Genomic DNA, 16686 nt, shown 5'->3' with positions numbered 1-16686 from the left:
CGAATCCGCAGAACTGTCGCCGATCGGATGCGATGACGCGCCGATCCGCGGGGTCGTGCCGTTTGCCGGACAGGATGCTGCGTGACCGGGCGCGTGTGGGCGGTCGTCGGTGCCACGGGGACGGGGAAGAGCGAACTCGCACTGCAGTTGGCCGAGGCGCTGCGCGATCGCGGCAGCCGCGCCGAGATCGTCAATGCGGATGCCATGCAGCTGTACCGCGGCATGGACATCGGCACGGCCAAGCTCAGCATCGCCGAACGCCGCGGCATCCCGCACCACCTGCTCGACGCCCGCGACGTGACCGAGGAGGCCGCCGTCGCCTGGTACCAGCCGCTGGCCCGGGAGGCGATCCGGGGCATCCATGCCCGCGGCGGCGACGCCATCCTCGTCGGCGGATCCGGACTCTACGTCTCCAGTGTCATCTTCGACTTCCGCTTCCCGCCCAGGGACGCGGCGGTGCGCGCGCGGCTGGAGCGCGAGCTCGACGAGCTCGGCGCCGGAGCGATGCTCGCTCGGCTGCAGCAGCAGGACCCCGCGACGGCGGAGCGGATCGACCCGAAGAACGGCCGTCGCATCGTGCGGGCACTGGAGGTGCTCGAGCAGGGCGGAGCGACGCACGGCGCGGCACTGCCCGAGAAGCCGGAGCTGTGGCATCCGGAGACCAGGATCCTGGGCATGCACATGGAGCGCGAGACCCTCGTCGAGCGCCTGGACCGCCGTGTCGAGAGGATGTGGGCGCAAGGCATGCTCGACGAGGTGGCGGGCCTCCGCGATGCCGGACTGGAGCGCGGTGCGACCGCCTCCCGGGCCATCGGCTACGCGCAGGCGCTCGCTCAGCTGACGGGCAGGGTGACGGAGCAGCAGGCCATCGCGGAGACGCAGGCGCTTACGCGTCGGTACGCACGCCGGCAGGTGTCGTGGTTCAAACGCTACCCGGACATCGAATGGCTCGAGGCCGGCGCAGTGGCTCCGGTGGGGCTCGTCGACGGCTGACGGGATCGTCGATGTCGGTGGCCTTCGTCACGATGGAGTGATGACCACGCACTACTACACCGCTTCCAGCCTGGACGGATTCATCGCGACCGCCGACCATTCGCTGGACTGGCTCCTGCGACAGGACATCGACGAGGCCGGTCCGATGGCCTATGCGGGGTTCCGCGAAGGCCTCGGTGCGATGGCGATGGGCGCGCACACCTACGAATGGGTCATGCGGCACGACGAGGGCGGCTGGGACTACACGCTGCCGGCATGGGTGTTCACGCATCGCGAGCTCGACATACCAGACGGCGCCGACATCCGGCTCACGCAGGAGGATGTCCGCGCGGTGCACGGCGAGATGGTGGGGGCCGCCGGCGACAAGGACATCTGGCTCGTCGGCGGGGGAGAGCTGGTCGGCCGGTTCGCGGATGCCGGGCTGATCGACGAGGTGTGGATCCAGTACGCGCCGGTCACCCTCGGCTCAGGGGCACCCGTGCTCCCGCGCGCCCTCGACCTCGAGCTGATCGACGCGGCGCGCAACCGGAACTTCCTGTGCGGTCGGTACCGGGTGCTGCGCGCTGAATAGACTGGTCCGCATGGTCGCATTCACCAAGGGGCACGGCACCGGCAACGACTTCGTGCTCATCGAGGATCCCGATGGGGCACTGGAACTCACACCGAGCCAGGTGCAGGCGCTCTGCGACCGGAACTTCGGTGTCGGCGCCGACGGCGTGCTGCGCGTCGTGCGGTCGAGTGCCATCGCCGAGGGCGCGGCCGCATTGGCCGAGGACCCCGACGCCGAGTGGTTCATGGATTACCGCAACGCCGACGGCTCGGTGTCGGAAATGTGCGGCAACGGCATCCGCGTCTTCGCGCACTACCTGCTGCGCTCGGGACAGGCGACGCTCGAGCCCGGCTCCACCCTCCCGATCGGCACCCGAGTCGGCGTCCGCGACGTGATGCGCGGCGAGACGGGCTATCAGGTGGATCTGGGACGCTGGCGCCTCGCGGGCGGCGAACCTCTGGCACGGGCGGCGGGGCTCGACGTGGCACGTCCCGGGCTCGGGATCGACGTGGGGAATCCCCATGTCGTGGTGGCACTGGCCTCCGAGGAGGAGCTTGCCGGTCTTGATCTGAACCCCACCCCGCTTCTGGATCCTGCTCCCGCGGAGGGAGCCAATGTGGAGTTCGTCGTGCCGGGCGACCCGCTCGTGCGCGACGGCGTCGGCCGGGTGCGGATGCGGGTTCACGAACGCGGGTCGGGAGAGACGCTCAGCTGCGGCACCGGTGCGGTGGCATCGGCACTCGCCGTGCGGTACTGGGCCGGTGAGCGCGCTCCGCATCAGTGGCGCGTCGAGGTGCCGGGCGGCACGCTGGGCGTGCGGATGTTCCCCGCCGAGGATGGGGAGCACGTCGCACTGTCGGGCCCTGCGCAGCTGGTGTATCGCGGCGAGATCGACCTCGCCTGAGCGAGAGGCGCTCAGGCGTCGAGGCTGATCGGAGCCGTCGGCGGAGTGCCGTGCCGACGCACCTTGAGCACGCGATAACCCTTCCCGGTCGCGGCGCGGCGCACGCTGTATCCGGGCGTGAACGTCGCCGCCATCCAACGCTGCAGCGAGTCGGACCCGAGATTGCGCTGCACGACCATCCAGGCGTCGCTGTGCTCGTCGAGCCGGGGGATCCAGTGCTCGAGCATGCCGTGCAGTCGGTTTTTCCCCACACGGATCGGTGGGTTGCAGCGGATCGTGCGGAACACGATGTCGCCGGGAACATCGTCCGGTGTGACGGCGTTCACATTGGCGAGGCCCAGGTCGTGCGCGTTCCGACGGGTCAGATCCAGTGAGCGCTCGTTGACGTCCACGGCCCACACCGTCGCATGCGGGGAGGCCATGGCCATGGCGATCGTGATGGGGCCCCATCCGCAGCCCAGGTCGAGGAAGTCCCCGCCCGGCGGCAGGGGGGGCATGTTCGCGAGCAGGACGGCCGTTCCGGCATCGAGACGGTCGGGACTGAAGACGCCACTGGCCGTGGTGACCTCCAGTTCCCGCCCCGCGAGGGTGACACGGATGGTGCGGAGGTTCTCCGCACTCGCCGGCGCCGCGCTGAAGTAGTGGTCGGACGGCATGCAGTGAGCGTACCGGACGGCGGGGCTAAGGTTAAGGCGCCCTGCGCGCAGAGCAGCCAGAGGAAAGGACCGGATGACGAAGACCGACGACGAGGACACCACGGCGGATGCCCTGGATCGCGTCCTCGCGCATGCGCAGCCGCGCACCGAGGCGAAGGTGTTCGGTGCCGCGCAGGCCCTCCAGGACGAGGACACCGTCGCGCACGGTGTCGGCGACGGCGAGCAGTGGGATCTCGAGGACCGGCATGCGCTGCGCCGCGTCAGCGGACTCTCCACCGAGCTGGAGGACGTCACAGAGGTCGAATACCGGCAGCTGCGCCTGGAGAACGTCGTGCTGGTGGGCGTGTACCCCCAGGGGGCGCAGGAGGATGCGGAGAACTCGTTGCGCGAGCTCGCCGCACTCGCCGAGACCGCCGGTGCGGTCGTGCTGGACGGCGTGCTGCAGCGGCGGCCGCATCCTGATCCGGCGACATACCTCGGTCGGGGCAAGGCGCAGGAGCTGAAGGACATCGTCGCGGTCGTCGGCGCCGACACCGTCATCGCCGACACGGAGCTGGCACCCAGCCAGCGCCGTGCGCTGGAGGACGTCGTCAAGGTCAAGGTCATCGACCGCACCACCGTCATCCTCGACATCTTCAGCCAGCATGCCAAGAGCCGCGAGGGCAAGGCCCAGGTCGAGCTCGCCCAGCTCGAGTACCTGCTGCCGAGGCTGCGCGGCTGGGGCGAGTCCATGAGCCGTCAGGCCGGTGGACAGGTGGGCGCGGCGGGGGCGGGCATGGGCTCGCGCGGCCCCGGCGAGACGAAGATCGAGCTCGACCGTCGCCGCATCCGCACCCGCATGGCGCAGCTGCGCAGGCAGATCCGCGAGTTCGCTCCCGCTCGGGATGCGAAGCGCGCCGAGCGCAAGCGCAACACGATCCCCTCCGTCGCGATCGCCGGATACACCAACGCGGGCAAGTCGAGCCTGCTCAACGCCCTCACCAGCGCCGGGGTGCTGGTGGAGAACGCGCTGTTCGCCACGTTGGATGCCACCGTGCGACGCTCCGAGACGCATGACGGCCGGGTCTACACGCTCACCGACACGGTCGGCTTCGTGCGCAATCTGCCCCACCAGCTCGTCGAGGCGTTCCGATCCACTCTCGAGGAGGTCGGCCAGGCCGATGTCATCGTCCACGTCGTGGACGGTTCGCATCCCGACCCCTCCGCGCAGCTGCAGACCGTCCGCGATGTGATGGGCGACGTCGGTGCACGGAGCATCCCCGAGATCGTCGTGTTCAACAAGGCGGATCTCGTCGGCGATGACGCACGGCTGGTGCTGCGCGGGCTGGCGCCCGGTGCGTACTTCGTGTCGTCCCGCACCGGTGAGGGGATCGACGAGTTGCGCGACGCCATCGAGCGGATGCTGCCGATGCCGGCCGTGGAGGTCCACGCCCTGGTGCCGTACGACCGCGGCGAACTGATCTCCGCCGTCCACGAGACGGGCGTGCTGCTCTCCGCCGTGCACGAGGAGACGGGCACGCGCGTGCACGCGCACGTGTCGGAGCGGCTCGCGGCCGAACTCGGCCCCTACGCGGTGGACTGACTCACGGCCGGCGCGTACACCGGCACCACTCAGTGTGCGCGGAATCGACCCTCCACGGTCGCCGAGACGGTGATCTCATCGGCCTGGAACCGCATCACGGGGCCCGAGTCCATCGCGGCGCGCATCATGACGGCCTTCGGCTGCGCGGGGGCACCGGTCGAGATCAGTCCACGATCGGTGATCTCCAGCGGCGTGACATCATCGAGGCCGAGCGCCTCCGCATAGGCACGGGCGCGCGTGACGGCCGCGCCCACGGCCAGCGTCGCCGCTTCGCGCTCGAGCGCAGCCTCCGTCTGCGGGGTCAGATGCCAGCGCACTTCGCCGATGCTCACGGAATCCTCCGCGGACACGCCGGAGACCCACAGCGACATCTCCGGGATGTCGGAGAACGTCGCGGTGAACTCGACCGTCGCGCGATGCACCGGCGCGAGCTGCCTCCCCTCGCTGCTCCACGGGCGCTCGGAATGCACGCCGAGGCGTCGGCTGGTCCACTCGTCGACGGTCCCGGCGCGCTGCCGTTCCTCGAGGCCCTCCCGCACCGGTGCGGCAGCGGCGAGGACGGCCGCGACGACCTCGTCCTGGACCGCGCCGTCGCCGCTCACAGCGAGGTGGACGGTGGCGCGCTCGGGGGCGACGCGCAGCTCGTGCTCGCCGCGGACGGTGATGATCACGTCGCTCATGACTGCGACTGTACGTCACGGACCCCCGGCGGCACGAGATCCGTGCGAGCGGAATGGCGGACCCGGCGGATTCGTTGTAGTCTGTGATGCTCGGGTGCGACAGCATCCGATTGGTAATTCCACAGTGCGACAGCGGTTCCTTCGCGAGAGGGGCCACGGGGCTGATCGGTTTCGACGGCGCCTGTGTACCGACGAGAAGCGGGCCGAGGAGGCAGGGTCATCTCGTGAACGATCCCTGCAAAACAATAGTTGCCGATGCAAAGCGCAACGACTTCGCCCTCGCTGCATAAGCGAGCCCGATAGTCCGTCAGACCGTAGGTGATCCCGCTACGGACCCTGGCGTCATCTAGGGGTCTTGCTGCGCGGTGGCGTCTGGACGCCGCGTGGGACTCTTCCCAGACTGGGCTCGTCGACTTGGGTGTCTGTGACAAAGGTCGGAGCCGAGCAGAACGCTTTCACAGACTGCGCCCGGAGAAGACGTGGGTTAGCAGCGTCGGACGGGGGTTCGATTCCCCCCAGCTCCACAGACTGGTGAGCGAAGCGATCCGGAACACCAGCCGCTGTCGCTGTGGGAGGCCCCTGCATCGTTCACTTCTGTGAGCGATGCAGGGGCCTTCTCATGCGTGCGGCGCGTCGCGCCTCGGGCACCAGACGATCGATCCTCCCTTCGTGAGGACGGCATTCCGGCTACTCTGCTGGGAAGCTCCCGCATTCGCCCGACGGAGGACCCATGCCCAAGCTGCCGGCGCCGGGGCCGGACCCGTACACCTACGTGGGCCACACCGGCATCGACTTCCTGCGCGGTTCTGCATGGCTCGGCAAGCCGATCCTCGCATCCGGTCCCGGCACGGTGCTGCGCCTGACGAGGAACCTTGCGGGCGGTCAGTGGACGGTGATCCGCTACGACATGGGAGCGACGGTCGGGTACGCCCACCAGGACCGGCCGCCGCCGGTGAGAGCGGGGCAGCGGGTGCGGGAGGGCGATGTGATCGGATGGGTCGGTCAGAGCGGTACCCGGGTCACCGGCCCGCACGTGCACGTCGAGGTGATCGGGCGTGCGACACCCGCTGCCGTGTGGGAGGTCTTCGACAAGAGCCGTGTCGTCGGGCAGGCGCAACCCGCCGGCTCCGTTGCATCGACCGGTCAGCCGAGCGAGGAGAAGGAAGTGATCCATCACCATCATGAGGACCCGAACGCGCGGGGAGCGGGCCGGGTGCTCGCTCCCGGCGACGCTTTCTGGCTGAACACGACGGAGGGGGCGAGGACGTCCAGGGCGACGAACCTCGTGCACCTGACCGGGATCTACTCCATCACCGTGCACGTGTATGCGGAGGGCATCCCTCGGGACGTCCTGGAGGTCGTCCTGGCCTGGGACGACACCCGCACCGACGGGCCGCATTCCATGCACTACACGGAGCGCATGTCCATCGACCGCGACGGCCTGCTGCAGGCGTCCCGTGACTTCAAACGCGCCGTCGGGGTCGGGTATGCCGTCTATGCGCGGGTACGAGCCGCCGACACGAACGCCGGGTCCATGAAGGTCACACTCTTCGACGCGGACGCCTTCCGATTCCTCGGCTGAGGTGCGAGGTCACCGGGCGGGACATACGGCGGAGAGGTGGCTGTCGTCGTCGGGCCCGACGGGATCGTCCGTGCGCCGCAGAACGGCGGGATCCGTCGCACGCAGCGACCCGTGAGAGCCGGAAGCGGTACCTGCGGTCGGCGGACAGCACGGCGGATGCGAGCATCTCGGGCATCCCCGTGTTCTCCCATCCTCTCGCCTCGACAACGGGCAGCAGCAGTGCTCAGGTGCGTGCGGCGAGCCCACCCAGTGCCACCCGCAGGATCTCCTCGCGCAGCAGATCCGGATCCACGGGACCGTCGGGTCGGTACCACTCGACGACCGAATTGATCATGCCGAAGATCAGGCGCGTCGCGACACCGGCGTCCAGGTCGGAGCGGACGAGCCCCTCGGACTGCGCCTCGCGCATCAGCGCGGTGACCGTGCGGTCGAAGCGGCGTCTTCTCGCCAGGGCCGCCGTCTCGATCTCACTGTTGCCCCGCAGGCGGAGCAGCAGGGTCACCTGCGGCTGCCGATCGGTGAGCACGCGCACGGCGCCGCGGATGATCGTCTGGAGCCGCTCTGCGGCGCTCGGCTGCTGCAGAGCATCCGCCAGCGCCTGCTCCAACCCGCCCAGCGCATCCTCCAATGCGATCTGGAGGATCTGCTCCTTCGAATCCACGTGATGGTACAGCGCCGACTTGGTCAGGCCCAGGCGGCCCGTCAGATCCGACACCGACGTGGCATCGTACCCCTGCTCGTTGAACAGCTCGACGCCCGCGCGGATGACATCCTCGCGGGCATGACCGGGGCGTCCACGCCTCGCCGGACGCGCACCGGCGGTCACGATGACATCCTCAGCATGACTTCAATCTAGCGTGACCCCGCCGGGACACGTGGTCGCCGATGAGGGCGCCGAGAGCACTAAACTGGAGTGGTTGTCCGAGAATCGGAAGGAAATCGGCGTGGTCGACTTCATCGTGTTCATCGCCCTGTTCGTGGGCGGGTTCTATCTGTTCGGGATCTCCTGGAGCCTTCCGACCGCTCAGGGCGTCGTCTTCACCGCGGGCCTCCTCGTCGTCAGCATCGCCCTCGCGTACGCCATGCGTCAGCGCGGCTCCGCCACGAAGCGCAGCGACAACTGGAATCAGCGCGACGACAAGTGATCGTGCGGTGCCGCCGGACAGGCGGCGCCTCCCATGTTCCAGTGTGGGTCAGTCACCCCACTCGATGAGCAGCAGACCCTGCTTCGTGTCGGCGAACTTCACCCAGCCGTCGCCGAACTCGTACGTCATCCCGTAGCCTTCGTCATCGACTGCGATCGCGTAGGCGGGATCCTCCGTGAAGTACGTCCTGCCGTCCTCTGACGAGCGCAGCCATCCGTCGGTCTGCAGGCCCGCCTGCGCCGTGCGCGACTGCTCGGAACTCAGAAGTCCCCACGCGTACATCTGGCCGTGATCGGATGCCGTGGTGTAGTCCGCCCACATGCATTCCAGGCCCGATTCGACGGGGACGTCGCCGATTCGGAACTCCCGTTGCTCGTATGTCCAGCCCTGCTCCTGGAGGGCGCGGACGGTACCCTCCGAGATGATCGTCTCGCACGTCGGCGTCGGGATCGTGGGCGGGGGACTGGTCTGCTGCACGGGCTCGGAGGTGGCCGTCTCCTTCGGCACATCGGGCGTCTTCGTGGTGGGCGCTGTCGTGCCGGGCGCGGCGGGGGATCCGCAGGCGGCGAGGCAGAGCGCGGTCAGCAGGATGCCGAGAGCGAGGGGGAGTCGGGTTTTCATGTGATCCGTGGGGGAGGAGTGCGTGGTGCTCAGGGGTGCGTCACGTCGCGGAACAGGGCGAGGAAGGGCTCGTGGAGGATGCCGTTGGTGGCCAGGGCGGACAGCGCGGACAGGGTGTCCGTGCCGTCGAACGCCGTCATGCGTCCACCGGCCTCTCGGACGATCGGGACCGCCGCGGCGATGTCGTAGGGCTTGACGTCGAACTCCGCCACCATGTCGATGCGGCCCTCGGCCAGCAGCATGTAGCTGAAGACGTCGCCGTAGGCACGATCACGCCACACCCGCTGGGCCAGTGCGAGCAGCTCCGGCAGGCGCCCGGCATCCGTCCACTGCTCGATGCTCTGGAAGCTGACGCTGGCGTCGTCGAGGGACGCCACATCCGACACCGCCAGCCGGCGGTCTTCGCCGCTCGTGGTGGTCCAGGCACCGCCGCCCGACGACGCCCACCAGCGACGGCGGAGCGCGGGCATGCTGACCACCCCGACCTGGGGGACGCCGTTCACGGCCAGCGCGATCATGGTGCCCCACAGCGGCACGCCGCGCAGGAAGTTCGCCGTCCCGTCGATGGGGTCGATGATCCACTGCCTGCTCGTGTCGCCCTCGGAGCCGTACTCCTCGCCGAGGATGCCGTCCTGCGGCCGCTCGGCGTGGAGGATGCCGCGGATGGCTCGCTCCGTCGCCAGATCGGCGTCAGTGACATGCGACCGGTCGGCTTTGAGGGACACCTCGAGATCGGGGGCATCGAATCGCGGCAGGGTCTGCGCGTCGGCGGCATCCGCCAGACGCAGGGCGAGTTCGAGGTCGGCGCGGAGAACCGTGCCGGGCAGAGGGGCGGTCACCTCAACAGGATAGACCGGGGGTGTCGGCGGGAACGGCCTCCTGTATATCGGTCGTGAAACGATGTGCAACGCGCCCGAGATGCGAGGGGGATTTTGTGCGGTTCCCGCGCGCTGGTAATGTAGTTCCTCGGCCGGGAAATCTCCCGGCATGCGCCTCTAGCTCAATGGCAGAGCAATTGACTCTTAATCAATGGGTTCTGGGTTCGAGTCCCAGGGGGCGCACGGACAGGCCCCGGCGGCTCTCGCCAGCATCCGGGGCCTTTCTTCTGCTCAGCCCCCGGCCGCACCGCCGCGCAGGGGATCCGCGGACTCCTCCACGGAGTCGACCAGGTGCACGTGCCGATGGTCGGCGGGTTGTCGAACTCGTCGCGCGAATCGATGTGCACGACGTCGGCGTGGGTCCTCTTCATGCCGGCGAGCGCATGCGACGGCCGCTCTTCCGCCCGGCGTGACGCGGTGACATCATGTCGTCCAAGGAGGTTGTCATGATCGAGCTCGAAGACATCGACACCGATGAGGACGGCGCACTCACCGCCGATGCCGTCCTGCCCGGCGGTCGCCGAGTCACCGTGGAGTACGCGTTCGACGAGGACTTCGAACGCGACGACGAGGATGACGACGACGATGATCTCGAGGACTTCGACGACGTCGCGCGCGAGGACCTTCCGGACCTGGACGCCATGCAGGAGACCGTGCAGCACGCACTGGCGCGCCTGACCGAGGACATCCTCGACGCCAGGGACCGCGAGGTGGTCGAGGAGCTGATCGAGGCGAGCACGGAGGATGAGGACGATGAGGAGCGGGCCGAGGAACTCGCCGCGCTCAGGGACGACATCACCCTGGACGGCGTCGTGGTCTTCGGCGACGGCGGCATGACTCTGCTGTACATCGCGCCGGAGGAGTACCCCGACCTCATCATCTACTGCCTGCTCGATGAGGACCTCGAGATCGACGACCTCATGGTCGAGTGACCGCTGCCGGAAGCGAGATCAGGCGACGGGGATCGTCTCGCCGGAGGTGAGCGCCTCCAGCTGGGCGAAGCTCAGGGGCATGACCGTCTCCGGCGTTCCACCCGCTGTCCAGATCTCATCATGCTCGCGCAGCCGGGCATCCAGGTAGGTGCGCAGCGGTGCCGGGTGCCCGGTCGGAGCGACCCCGCCGATGACCTGGCCCGTCGCGGAGCGCACGGTGGCGGGCGGCGCCATGACCACCGTCTGCGCGCCGATCCGGCCTGCCAGCAGGTCGAGGTCGACGTGATGCGCGCCGCTGGCCATGACGAGGATGGGCTCCTCATCCGCCAGCAGGACGAGGCTGTTCGCGATGGCGCCCACCGGGCATCCGATCGCCGCTGCCGCCAGCGCGGCGGTGCGGGCGGCAGCGGGCAGCACGACGATGCGGCCGGGGATCCCGGATGCCCGAAGTCGTTCCTGCACGATCCTGCTGCGCGCGGGCAGCTGGTCGGGTTCGGTCATGCGGCGCCTCCTCAGTCCGGGACGCTCAGGCTGCGTCGCCTATGAGGATAGCCTCGCCGTCGTCCGGTACGTCGCCGCCCGTCTCATCGGCACCTGCGAGGGCGCGGTGACCGGCGGCGACGGTCAGCACGGCGATGAGCACCGACGTCGCGGCGAACAGGTACGGCACCGTGTCGCCGAACGCATGGGCGAGGGCGGCCGCAGCAGGAGGAGCCACGGCCCCGCCCAGGAAGCGCACCGCCGAGTACGCGGATGATGCGACAGCGCGCGGCAGGTCGGTGGACTCCATGACCGCCTCGGTGAGCACGGTGTTCATCACGCCCAGAAGCAGTCCGCCGATCACGATGCACGTCACCAGCCCAGCAGGGTTCGCGACCGTCAGACCCGCCGCGAGCAGATCGACCGCCAGCAGGGGGAGCGTGATGAGGATGACGGCGATCCTCGACATCCTGCGCATGAGCGCGGGGGCTGCCCAGACGCTTGTGATCGCCAGCGCCGCGCCCCAGCCGAAGAAGGTCAGTCCGATCCCCATCGCGCCGAAGCCAAGCGGGAACGGTGAGAAGGCCAGCAGCACGAAGAAGCCGATGTTGTAGAACAGAGCGGCGACGGCCAGGAGGGCCAGTGCCGGGCGACGCAGCGCCCGGATGGGCGCGGACAGCGGCATGGGCTCGCGCGCACCGCCCTCGTCGCGCACCAGGATGAGCACGGCGAGGAAGCCGATGGCCATGAGCACGACGACGCCGAAGAACGGTCCGCGCCAGCTCACCTCGCCGAGCAGACCGCCCAGCAGTGGTCCGATCGCGATCCCGAGCCCCAGTGCCGCCTCATAGAGGACGATCGCCGCGCCGCTGCGTCCCACGGCGGCGCCGACGATCGTGGCCAGCGCGGTGGAGATGAACAGCGCGTTACCCAGGCCCCATCCTGCACGGAACCCGATCACGGCGTCGACGCTTCCGCTGACCGCGCACAGCAGGGCGAACACGACGATGAGGCCGAGGCCCAGCAGGAGCGTGCGCTTGGCGCCGATGCGGCTGGAGATCCAGCTGGTCACCAGCATCGCCAGCCCGGTCACCAGCAGATAGCTCGTGAACAGCAGCTCGGTCTCGACGGGACTCGCCTGAAGGGAATCGGCGATCGCCGGGAGGATGGGATCGACCAGGCCGATGCCCATGAACGCCACGACGCACGCGAACGCGACCGCCCAGACCTGCGGGGGCTGGCGCCAGACGGATCCCTGCGGTGTTCCGCTCACTTCGTCGTCCCTTCGCCGTGCTCCTGCGTGTGCTCGCGGAGGATGAGCGCCGCGCGCTGCAGCGCGGACCAATCCTCCTCGTCGAGGTCGGCGAACCGCGGTGCGAGAGTGTCGCGCAGCTGCGTGCGCCATGCCTGCAGCTGCGCTCGCCCTTCGGGGCTGGCCTCGACGAGAGTCACCCTGGTGTCCGCGGGATCCGATGAGCGCGTCACCAGACCGGACTGCTCCAGAGCGCCGACGAGTCGTGTCATGCCCGGCTGCGTGGTGCGGGTCGCCCGAGCGAGTTCCCCCAGGCGCATTCCGCCGTGCTGCTCGAGCATGCTCAGGGCGCGCCACTGCGCGGAGGGCGCCTCATTGCCGGCGTCTCGGGCGGCGATGCGCGCGAGGGTGTGCGCGGACAGCACGATCGAGGAGATCGCATCAGCTGCATTCATACCATTGAGTATATACCGAAAGATATGTAGCCCATCCGACGCCACGGGGCGGCGACGCGGCACGGCCCCCGCCGCACCGCGGCGACGGGGTCAGCGCCTGACGCTCGCGATGCGGGACGACAGTTGATGAGCATGGGCGAGCAGCGTGCGACCCAGCTGGGGGAGGCGGTCCGGGCCGAAACGGAACTCCGCCCCGGTCAGACTCAGCGCCCACTCCGCCCTGCCCTCGCGGTCGAACACGGCGGCGCCGATGCCCCAGGACCCCTCCACGATGAGCCCGGGGTTGAGGGCGTAGCCGCGTGCTTTGGTCTCCTGCAGACGACGGCGCATCGGCCCGGGCCCGTGGGCAGGGCCCCAGCGCTCCTCGAGCTCGGGATGGCGCGAGAGGTATGCATCCACATCGTGGTCAGGAAGGAAGGACAGGATGGCGATGCCGGCACTGGCGACGCCCAGGGGGAAGCGGATGCCCTCGCTGAGCACGAAGGAGCGGATCGGGAAGGAACCCTCCTCCCGGATGAGGCACACCGTCTCGTCCGCACGGCGGGTGGACAGGAACGCGCTCTCCTCGGTCTTCACCGCCAGGGAGCGCACGATGTCTCGCGAGAGCTCGGTGATGTCGTAGCGGGATGCGGCCGCCGTTCCCATGAGATACAGCTCAGGGCCTGTCGTCCAGCGCGACGTGGCGGGATCCTGGTCGACGAGTCCCTCCAGCTTCAGCGCGGTCAGCAGTCGGTGCGCGGTGGAGCGGCTGAGACCGGCGTCCTTCGCCAGCTGCTGCAGGGATCCGCCGTCGGCCGATGCGGACACGAGGCGCAGCAGAGCGGAGGCGCGGGCGATCGCCTGCGCGCCGGGGACGGTTCTCCTGCTCGATGCCGCCGATTCCATAATATGGACGCTATCCGGGTTCGTGACCACATCGCAAGCATCGGCTTGCCGCTCCGATCGGGCGGGCGGATGCTGGAGACGGACAGTCACGAAGGAGTGCACAGTGATCGACAAGCAGTTCGCGACGGCGTCGGAGGCCGTCGGCGACATCCCCGACGGGGCATCGCTCGCCGTCGGCGGGTTCGGGCTCTCCGGCAACCCCATGGCTCTCATCGAGGCGCTGCTCGCGCAGGGCACCACGGACCTCAGCGTGGTCAGCAACAACTGCGGGGTCGACGACTGGGGTCTGGGAGTCCTGCTGGGTGCGCGGCGGATCCGGAAGATGACCTCGTCATACGTCGGGGAGAACAAGGAGTTCGAGCGCCAGTTCCTCGAAGGAGACCTCGAGCTCGAACTGACGCCGCAGGGAACCCTCGCGGAGAAGCTGCGGGCGGGCGGTTCCGGCATCGCCGCGTTCTACACGCAGACCGGTGTCGGCACGCAGGTCGCCGAGGGCGGTCTGCCCCGGCGCTACAGCCCCGACGGGACGGTCGCCGTCGCCTCGCCCGTCAAGGAGACCCGCATTTTCGACGTGCACGGCGTCCAGCGCGAATTCGTGCTGGAGGAGTCCATCACCACCGACTTCGCCCTCGTGCACGCCCTGAAGGGCGACAGGCACGGCAACCTCGTGTTCAACAAGGCCGCGCGCAACTTCAACCCGCTCGCCGCGATGGCCGGCCGCATCTGCATCGCCCAGGTCGAGCAGCTCGTCGAGCCCGGTGATCTCGACCCCGACGGCATCCATCTGCCAGGCGTGTTCGTGCACCGCATCGTCGAGGTCGGCGCGGGCATCGAGAAGCGCATCGAACGACGCACCGTCCGCACTGTGGAAGGAGCCTGACATGGCGCTCACCCGCGACCAGATGGCGGCGCGCGCCGCCCAGGAACTCGCCGACGGCTCGTACGTCAACCTCGGCATCGGACTGCCGACCCTCGTCCCCAATCACGTGCCCGATGGCGTGACGGTCGTGCTGCAGTCCGAGAACGGCATCCTCGGCGTCGGCCCCTACCCCACCGAGGAGCACGTCGACCCCGACCTCATCAATGCGGGCAAGGAGACCGTCACCCTGCTGCCGGGCTCGGCCTTCTTCGACTCCGCCACGAGCTTCGGCATGATCCGCGGCGGGAAGATCGACGCCGCCGTCCTCGGCGCCATGCAGGTGTCCGCGCACGGCGACCTCGCCAACTGGATGATCCCCGGGAAGATGGTCAAGGGACCCGGCGGTGCCATGGACCTCGTGCACGGTGCCGGACGGGTCATCATCCTCATGGAGCACGTCGCCAAGGACGGATCCGCCAAGATCGTCGACAAGTGCTCGCTGCCGCTGACCGGCAGGGCAGTGGTCGACCGCATCATCACAGACCTCGCCGTCATCGACGTCACGCCCGACGGGCTGCTCCTCGTGGAGACGGCGCCGGGCGTGAGCGTGCAGGACGTCATCGACGCGACCGAGCCCGCCCTGACCGTCTCGGAGAACCTGAAGGAGAACTCATGAGCGACATCGTCATCGTCGCCGCCGCCCGCACCCCGCAGGGGCGGCTTAAGGGGCAGCTGGCCCCGTTCACCGCCCCGCAGCTGGGGTCGTTCGCCATCCGCGGCGCACTCGAGCAGGCGGGCATCGGTCCCGAGAGCATCGACGCGGTGGTCATGGGCCAGGTCCTCGCCGCCGGCTCCGGTCAGAACGCCGCCCGGCAGGCGTCGATCGGCGCCGGCATCGGCTGGGACGTCCCTGCGAGCTCCGTGAACAAGGTGTGCCTGTCCGGCCTGACCGCTGTGATCGACGCGGCTCGCATGATCCGCACGGGGGACGCCACCACCGTCGTCGCCGGCGGCATGGAGTCGATGACCCGTGCCCCGCATCTGCTGATGGGCTCCCGTGACGGCTGGGCGTACGGCAGCATCGAGGTGCTCGACCACATGGCGTACGACGGCCTGACGGACGCGTACGACAAGGAGAGCATGGGCGCCTCCACCGAGCGGCAGAACCCCCGCTACGGCATGACCCGCGCGCTGCAGGACGAGGTCGCCGCGCTGTCGCACCAGCGCGCCGCCGCCGGTCAGGCCGAAGGCGTCTTCGATTCCGAGATCGTCCCGGTCACGGTGCCGCAGCGCAAGGGCGACCCGCTCGTGCTCACCAAGGACGAGGGCATCCGCCCGCAGACCACCGTCGAGACCCTCGCGGGCCTGCGCCCGGCCTTCGCCGAGGGCGGCACCATCACCGCGGGGAACTCCTCGCAGATCTCCGACGGTGCGGCCGCCGTGGTCGTCACGACGCGGGAGAACGCGGAGGACCGCGGATGGCCCGTGCTCGCGGCGGTCGGCGCGAACGGGCAGACCGCGGGGCCGGACAACTCGTTGCAGGAGCAGCCCGTGCGCGCGATCGAGCGCGCCCTGCGGAAGCAGGGGATCACGGCCGCCGACCTCGATCTCGTGGAGATCAACGAGGCCTTCGGCGCGGTCGTCGCCCGCTCGCAGCAGCAGCTGGGCCTGTCCAGCGACATCGTCAACGTGCACGGCGGGGGGATCGCCATCGGGCATCCGATCGGTGCCAGCGGCACCCGACTCGTCGTGCACCTCGCGCACGAGCTGAGCAGGCGCGGTTCGGGCACGGCCGTCGCGGCGCTGTGCGGCGGCGGCGGCCAGGGCGAGGCGCTCATCCTCACCCGCTGACGGGGCGCGGCCGGTGGAGGCGGTCGTCAGCGCCTGGTCGCCTTGGCGGCCTTCTCGATGGCCTTGAGCTGCTTCTTCGCGCGCTTGTGCTGCTTCGGCGCGAGCGGCGAGTCGATCGCGACGGTGAGACCCCGCTCGGCGCGGCGCATGTCCCTCGCCGCGCCGATGGCCAGTGCGAGCGTGATGCCCCAGCTGATCCAGGCCAGCACGGCGCGCCACGTGATGGGCGCCTCGCGGGAGCCGCGCAGCAGCGACAGTCCGGCCGTGATCGCGCCGATGAGTCCCGTGCCGAAGAGATACCGCATGCCTTCACGTTAGTCGAGGGCACGCCCGGTTCGGGTAGGCTCGTTGACAGTTCCAGCTGTGTATCTACCGGCCGTC

Annotated in this window: 20 protein-coding genes, 1 tRNA gene and 1 other RNA gene; 12 read left to right on the top strand and 10 right to left on the bottom strand. The window is 69.4% G+C overall.

The features are described 5' to 3' along the window. Window positions 1-81: 81 nt before the first annotated feature. The 3 genes from miaA to dapF are packed head-to-tail and all read left to right on the top strand — an operon-like array spanning window position 82 to window position 2447. Window positions 82-993, top strand: a complete 912-nt coding sequence (gene miaA / locus ABD770_RS00490) for a tRNA (adenosine(37)-N6)-dimethylallyltransferase MiaA (RefSeq protein ID WP_344817527.1) — start codon at window positions 82-84, stop codon at window positions 991-993. Window positions 994-1033: 40 nt separating this feature from the next. Further along, complete coding sequence (locus tag ABD770_RS00485) at window positions 1034-1564, top strand: dihydrofolate reductase family protein (RefSeq protein WP_344817526.1); 531 nt, start codon at window positions 1034-1036, stop codon at window positions 1562-1564. A gap of 10 nt (window positions 1565-1574) precedes the next feature. After that, on the top strand, window positions 1575-2447 hold the full coding sequence (dapF, locus tag ABD770_RS00480; protein WP_344817525.1) for a diaminopimelate epimerase: 873 nt from the start codon (window positions 1575-1577) through the stop codon (window positions 2445-2447). Window positions 2448-2458: 11 nt separating this feature from the next. Here the strand turns inward: dapF and ABD770_RS00475 are convergent, their stop codons facing one another. After that, a complete protein-coding gene (locus tag ABD770_RS00475; protein ID WP_344817524.1) occupies window positions 2459-3103 on the bottom strand; it encodes a class I SAM-dependent methyltransferase in 645 nt (214 codons plus the stop codon). A gap of 73 nt (window positions 3104-3176) precedes the next feature. On the opposite strand from ABD770_RS00475, the gene hflX reads away from it, so the two are divergent. Further along, window positions 3177-4685, top strand: a complete 1509-nt coding sequence (gene hflX, locus ABD770_RS00470) for a GTPase HflX (protein WP_344817523.1) — start codon at window positions 3177-3179, stop codon at window positions 4683-4685. Between the two features lie 29 nt (window positions 4686-4714). Here the strand turns inward: hflX and ABD770_RS00465 are convergent, their stop codons facing one another. Beyond that, the gene (locus ABD770_RS00465) at window positions 4715-5365 is read right to left on the bottom strand and encodes an SIMPL domain-containing protein (protein ID WP_344817522.1); all 651 of its coding nucleotides are present in this window, start codon (window positions 5363-5365) and stop codon (window positions 4715-4717) included. 157 nt (window positions 5366-5522) lie between these two features. Here ABD770_RS00465 and ssrA point away from each other — a divergent pair. Beyond that, window positions 5523-5892, top strand: a transfer-messenger RNA (tmRNA) gene (gene ssrA / locus ABD770_RS00460). A 203-nt stretch (window positions 5893-6095) separates the two neighbouring features. Continuing rightward, the gene (locus ABD770_RS00455; protein WP_344817521.1) at window positions 6096-6947 is read left to right on the top strand and encodes a M23 family metallopeptidase; all 852 of its coding nucleotides are present in this window, start codon (window positions 6096-6098) and stop codon (window positions 6945-6947) included. Window positions 6948-7170: 223 nt separating this feature from the next. Here the strand turns inward: ABD770_RS00455 and ABD770_RS00450 are convergent, their stop codons facing one another. Continuing rightward, window positions 7171-7773, bottom strand: coding sequence for a TetR/AcrR family transcriptional regulator (locus ABD770_RS00450; protein WP_344817520.1), 603 nt, complete (start codon window positions 7771-7773; stop codon window positions 7171-7173). A gap of 91 nt (window positions 7774-7864) precedes the next feature. Between ABD770_RS00450 and ABD770_RS00445 the strand changes: the two genes are divergently transcribed. Beyond that, a complete protein-coding gene (locus ABD770_RS00445; RefSeq protein ID WP_344817519.1) occupies window positions 7865-8092 on the top strand; it encodes a hypothetical protein in 228 nt (75 codons plus the stop codon). 48 nt (window positions 8093-8140) lie between these two features. Here ABD770_RS00445 and ABD770_RS00440 read toward each other — a convergent pair whose 3' ends face one another. Both ABD770_RS00440 and ABD770_RS00435 read right to left on the bottom strand, forming a co-directional pair. Next, window positions 8141-8713 (bottom strand): hypothetical protein, encoded by a 573-nt coding sequence (locus ABD770_RS00440; protein ID WP_344817518.1) that lies wholly within the window; start codon window positions 8711-8713, stop codon window positions 8141-8143. A 29-nt stretch (window positions 8714-8742) separates the two neighbouring features. Next, window positions 8743-9552, bottom strand: a complete 810-nt coding sequence (locus tag ABD770_RS00435; RefSeq protein WP_344817517.1) for an inositol monophosphatase family protein — start codon at window positions 9550-9552, stop codon at window positions 8743-8745. Between the two features lie 150 nt (window positions 9553-9702). On the opposite strand from ABD770_RS00435, the gene ABD770_RS00430 reads away from it, so the two are divergent. Both ABD770_RS00430 and ABD770_RS00425 read left to right on the top strand, forming a co-directional pair. Beyond that, window positions 9703-9774: transfer RNA gene (locus ABD770_RS00430), tRNA-Lys, on the top strand. A 263-nt stretch (window positions 9775-10037) separates the two neighbouring features. Next, complete coding sequence (locus tag ABD770_RS00425) at window positions 10038-10523, top strand: hypothetical protein (RefSeq protein ID WP_344817516.1); 486 nt, start codon at window positions 10038-10040, stop codon at window positions 10521-10523. An 18-nt stretch (window positions 10524-10541) separates the two neighbouring features. On the opposite strand, the gene ABD770_RS00420 is transcribed toward ABD770_RS00425, so the two are convergent. The 4 genes from ABD770_RS00420 to ABD770_RS00405 all read right to left on the bottom strand — a co-directional run bounded on the left by ABD770_RS00420 (window position 10542) and on the right by ABD770_RS00405 (window position 13595). Continuing rightward, window positions 10542-11024 (bottom strand): YbaK/EbsC family protein, encoded by a 483-nt coding sequence (locus tag ABD770_RS00420; protein ID WP_344817515.1) that lies wholly within the window; start codon window positions 11022-11024, stop codon window positions 10542-10544. 25 nt (window positions 11025-11049) lie between these two features. Continuing rightward, a complete protein-coding gene (locus tag ABD770_RS00415) occupies window positions 11050-12276 on the bottom strand; it encodes an MFS transporter (protein WP_344817514.1) in 1227 nt (408 codons plus the stop codon). Next, window positions 12273-12710 carry a MarR family winged helix-turn-helix transcriptional regulator gene (locus ABD770_RS00410; protein WP_344817513.1) on the bottom strand — a complete coding sequence of 146 codons (438 nt, stop codon included), beginning with the start codon at window positions 12708-12710 and terminating at the stop codon, window positions 12273-12275. The genes ABD770_RS00415 and ABD770_RS00410 overlap by 4 nt, the downstream gene beginning before the upstream one ends. A gap of 90 nt (window positions 12711-12800) precedes the next feature. Next, window positions 12801-13595: an IclR family transcriptional regulator gene (locus tag ABD770_RS00405; RefSeq protein WP_344817512.1), complete on the bottom strand. Its 795-nt coding sequence runs from the start codon at window positions 13593-13595 to the stop codon at window positions 12801-12803. A 103-nt stretch (window positions 13596-13698) separates the two neighbouring features. Here ABD770_RS00405 and ABD770_RS00400 point away from each other — a divergent pair, with 103 nt between their 5' ends. From ABD770_RS00400 to ABD770_RS00390, 3 genes are read left to right on the top strand one after another with little or no spacing between them, the layout of a single operon-like run. Next, window positions 13699-14475: a CoA transferase subunit A gene (locus tag ABD770_RS00400; protein WP_344817511.1), complete on the top strand. Its 777-nt coding sequence runs from the start codon at window positions 13699-13701 to the stop codon at window positions 14473-14475. A 1-nt stretch (window position 14476) separates the two neighbouring features. Next, window positions 14477-15130: a CoA transferase subunit B gene (locus ABD770_RS00395; RefSeq protein ID WP_344817510.1), complete on the top strand. Its 654-nt coding sequence runs from the start codon at window positions 14477-14479 to the stop codon at window positions 15128-15130. Further along, window positions 15127-16305 (top strand): acetyl-CoA C-acetyltransferase, encoded by a 1179-nt coding sequence (locus ABD770_RS00390; RefSeq protein WP_344817509.1) that lies wholly within the window; start codon window positions 15127-15129, stop codon window positions 16303-16305. The genes ABD770_RS00395 and ABD770_RS00390 overlap by 4 nt, the downstream gene beginning before the upstream one ends. A gap of 26 nt (window positions 16306-16331) precedes the next feature. On the opposite strand, the gene ABD770_RS00385 is transcribed toward ABD770_RS00390, so the two are convergent. Then, window positions 16332-16610: a hypothetical protein gene (locus ABD770_RS00385; protein WP_344817508.1), complete on the bottom strand. Its 279-nt coding sequence runs from the start codon at window positions 16608-16610 to the stop codon at window positions 16332-16334. Window positions 16611-16686 lie beyond the last annotated feature (76 nt).

This window comes from Microbacterium soli, assembly GCF_039539005.1.
GTDB lineage: Bacteria > Actinomycetota > Actinomycetes > Actinomycetales > Microbacteriaceae > Microbacterium > Microbacterium soli.
This window is presented reverse-complemented; position numbering and strand designations above follow the sequence as displayed.

What these genes read in the sequence shown, in the direction of transcription:
- ABD770_RS00485 (WP_344817526.1), top strand. Translation starts at nt 1,034, where the DNA reads ATGACCACGCACTACTACACCGCTTCCAGCCTGGACGGATTCATCGCG.
- dapF (WP_344817525.1), top strand. Translation starts at nt 1,575, where the DNA reads ATGGTCGCATTCACCAAGGGGCACGGCACCGGCAACGACTTCGTGCTC.
- ABD770_RS00475 (WP_344817524.1), bottom strand. Translation starts at nt 3,103, where the DNA reads ATGCCGTCCGACCACTACTTCAGCGCGGCGCCGGCGAGTGCGGAGAAC.
- hflX (WP_344817523.1), top strand. Translation starts at nt 3,177, where the DNA reads ATGACGAAGACCGACGACGAGGACACCACGGCGGATGCCCTGGATCGC.
- ABD770_RS00465 (WP_344817522.1), bottom strand. Translation starts at nt 5,365, where the DNA reads ATGAGCGACGTGATCATCACCGTCCGCGGCGAGCACGAGCTGCGCGTC.
- ABD770_RS00455 (WP_344817521.1), top strand. Translation starts at nt 6,096, where the DNA reads ATGCCCAAGCTGCCGGCGCCGGGGCCGGACCCGTACACCTACGTGGGC.
- ABD770_RS00440 (WP_344817518.1), bottom strand. Translation starts at nt 8,713, where the DNA reads ATGAAAACCCGACTCCCCCTCGCTCTCGGCATCCTGCTGACCGCGCTC.
- ABD770_RS00425 (WP_344817516.1), top strand. Translation starts at nt 10,038, where the DNA reads ATGATCGAGCTCGAAGACATCGACACCGATGAGGACGGCGCACTCACC.
- ABD770_RS00420 (WP_344817515.1), bottom strand. Translation starts at nt 11,024, where the DNA reads ATGACCGAACCCGACCAGCTGCCCGCGCGCAGCAGGATCGTGCAGGAA.
- ABD770_RS00410 (WP_344817513.1), bottom strand. Translation starts at nt 12,710, where the DNA reads ATGAATGCAGCTGATGCGATCTCCTCGATCGTGCTGTCCGCGCACACC.
- ABD770_RS00405 (WP_344817512.1), bottom strand. Translation starts at nt 13,595, where the DNA reads ATGGAATCGGCGGCATCGAGCAGGAGAACCGTCCCCGGCGCGCAGGCG.
- ABD770_RS00395 (WP_344817510.1), top strand. Translation starts at nt 14,477, where the DNA reads ATGGCGCTCACCCGCGACCAGATGGCGGCGCGCGCCGCCCAGGAACTC.
- ABD770_RS00390 (WP_344817509.1), top strand. Translation starts at nt 15,127, where the DNA reads ATGAGCGACATCGTCATCGTCGCCGCCGCCCGCACCCCGCAGGGGCGG.
- ABD770_RS00385 (WP_344817508.1), bottom strand. Translation starts at nt 16,610, where the DNA reads ATGCGGTATCTCTTCGGCACGGGACTCATCGGCGCGATCACGGCCGGA.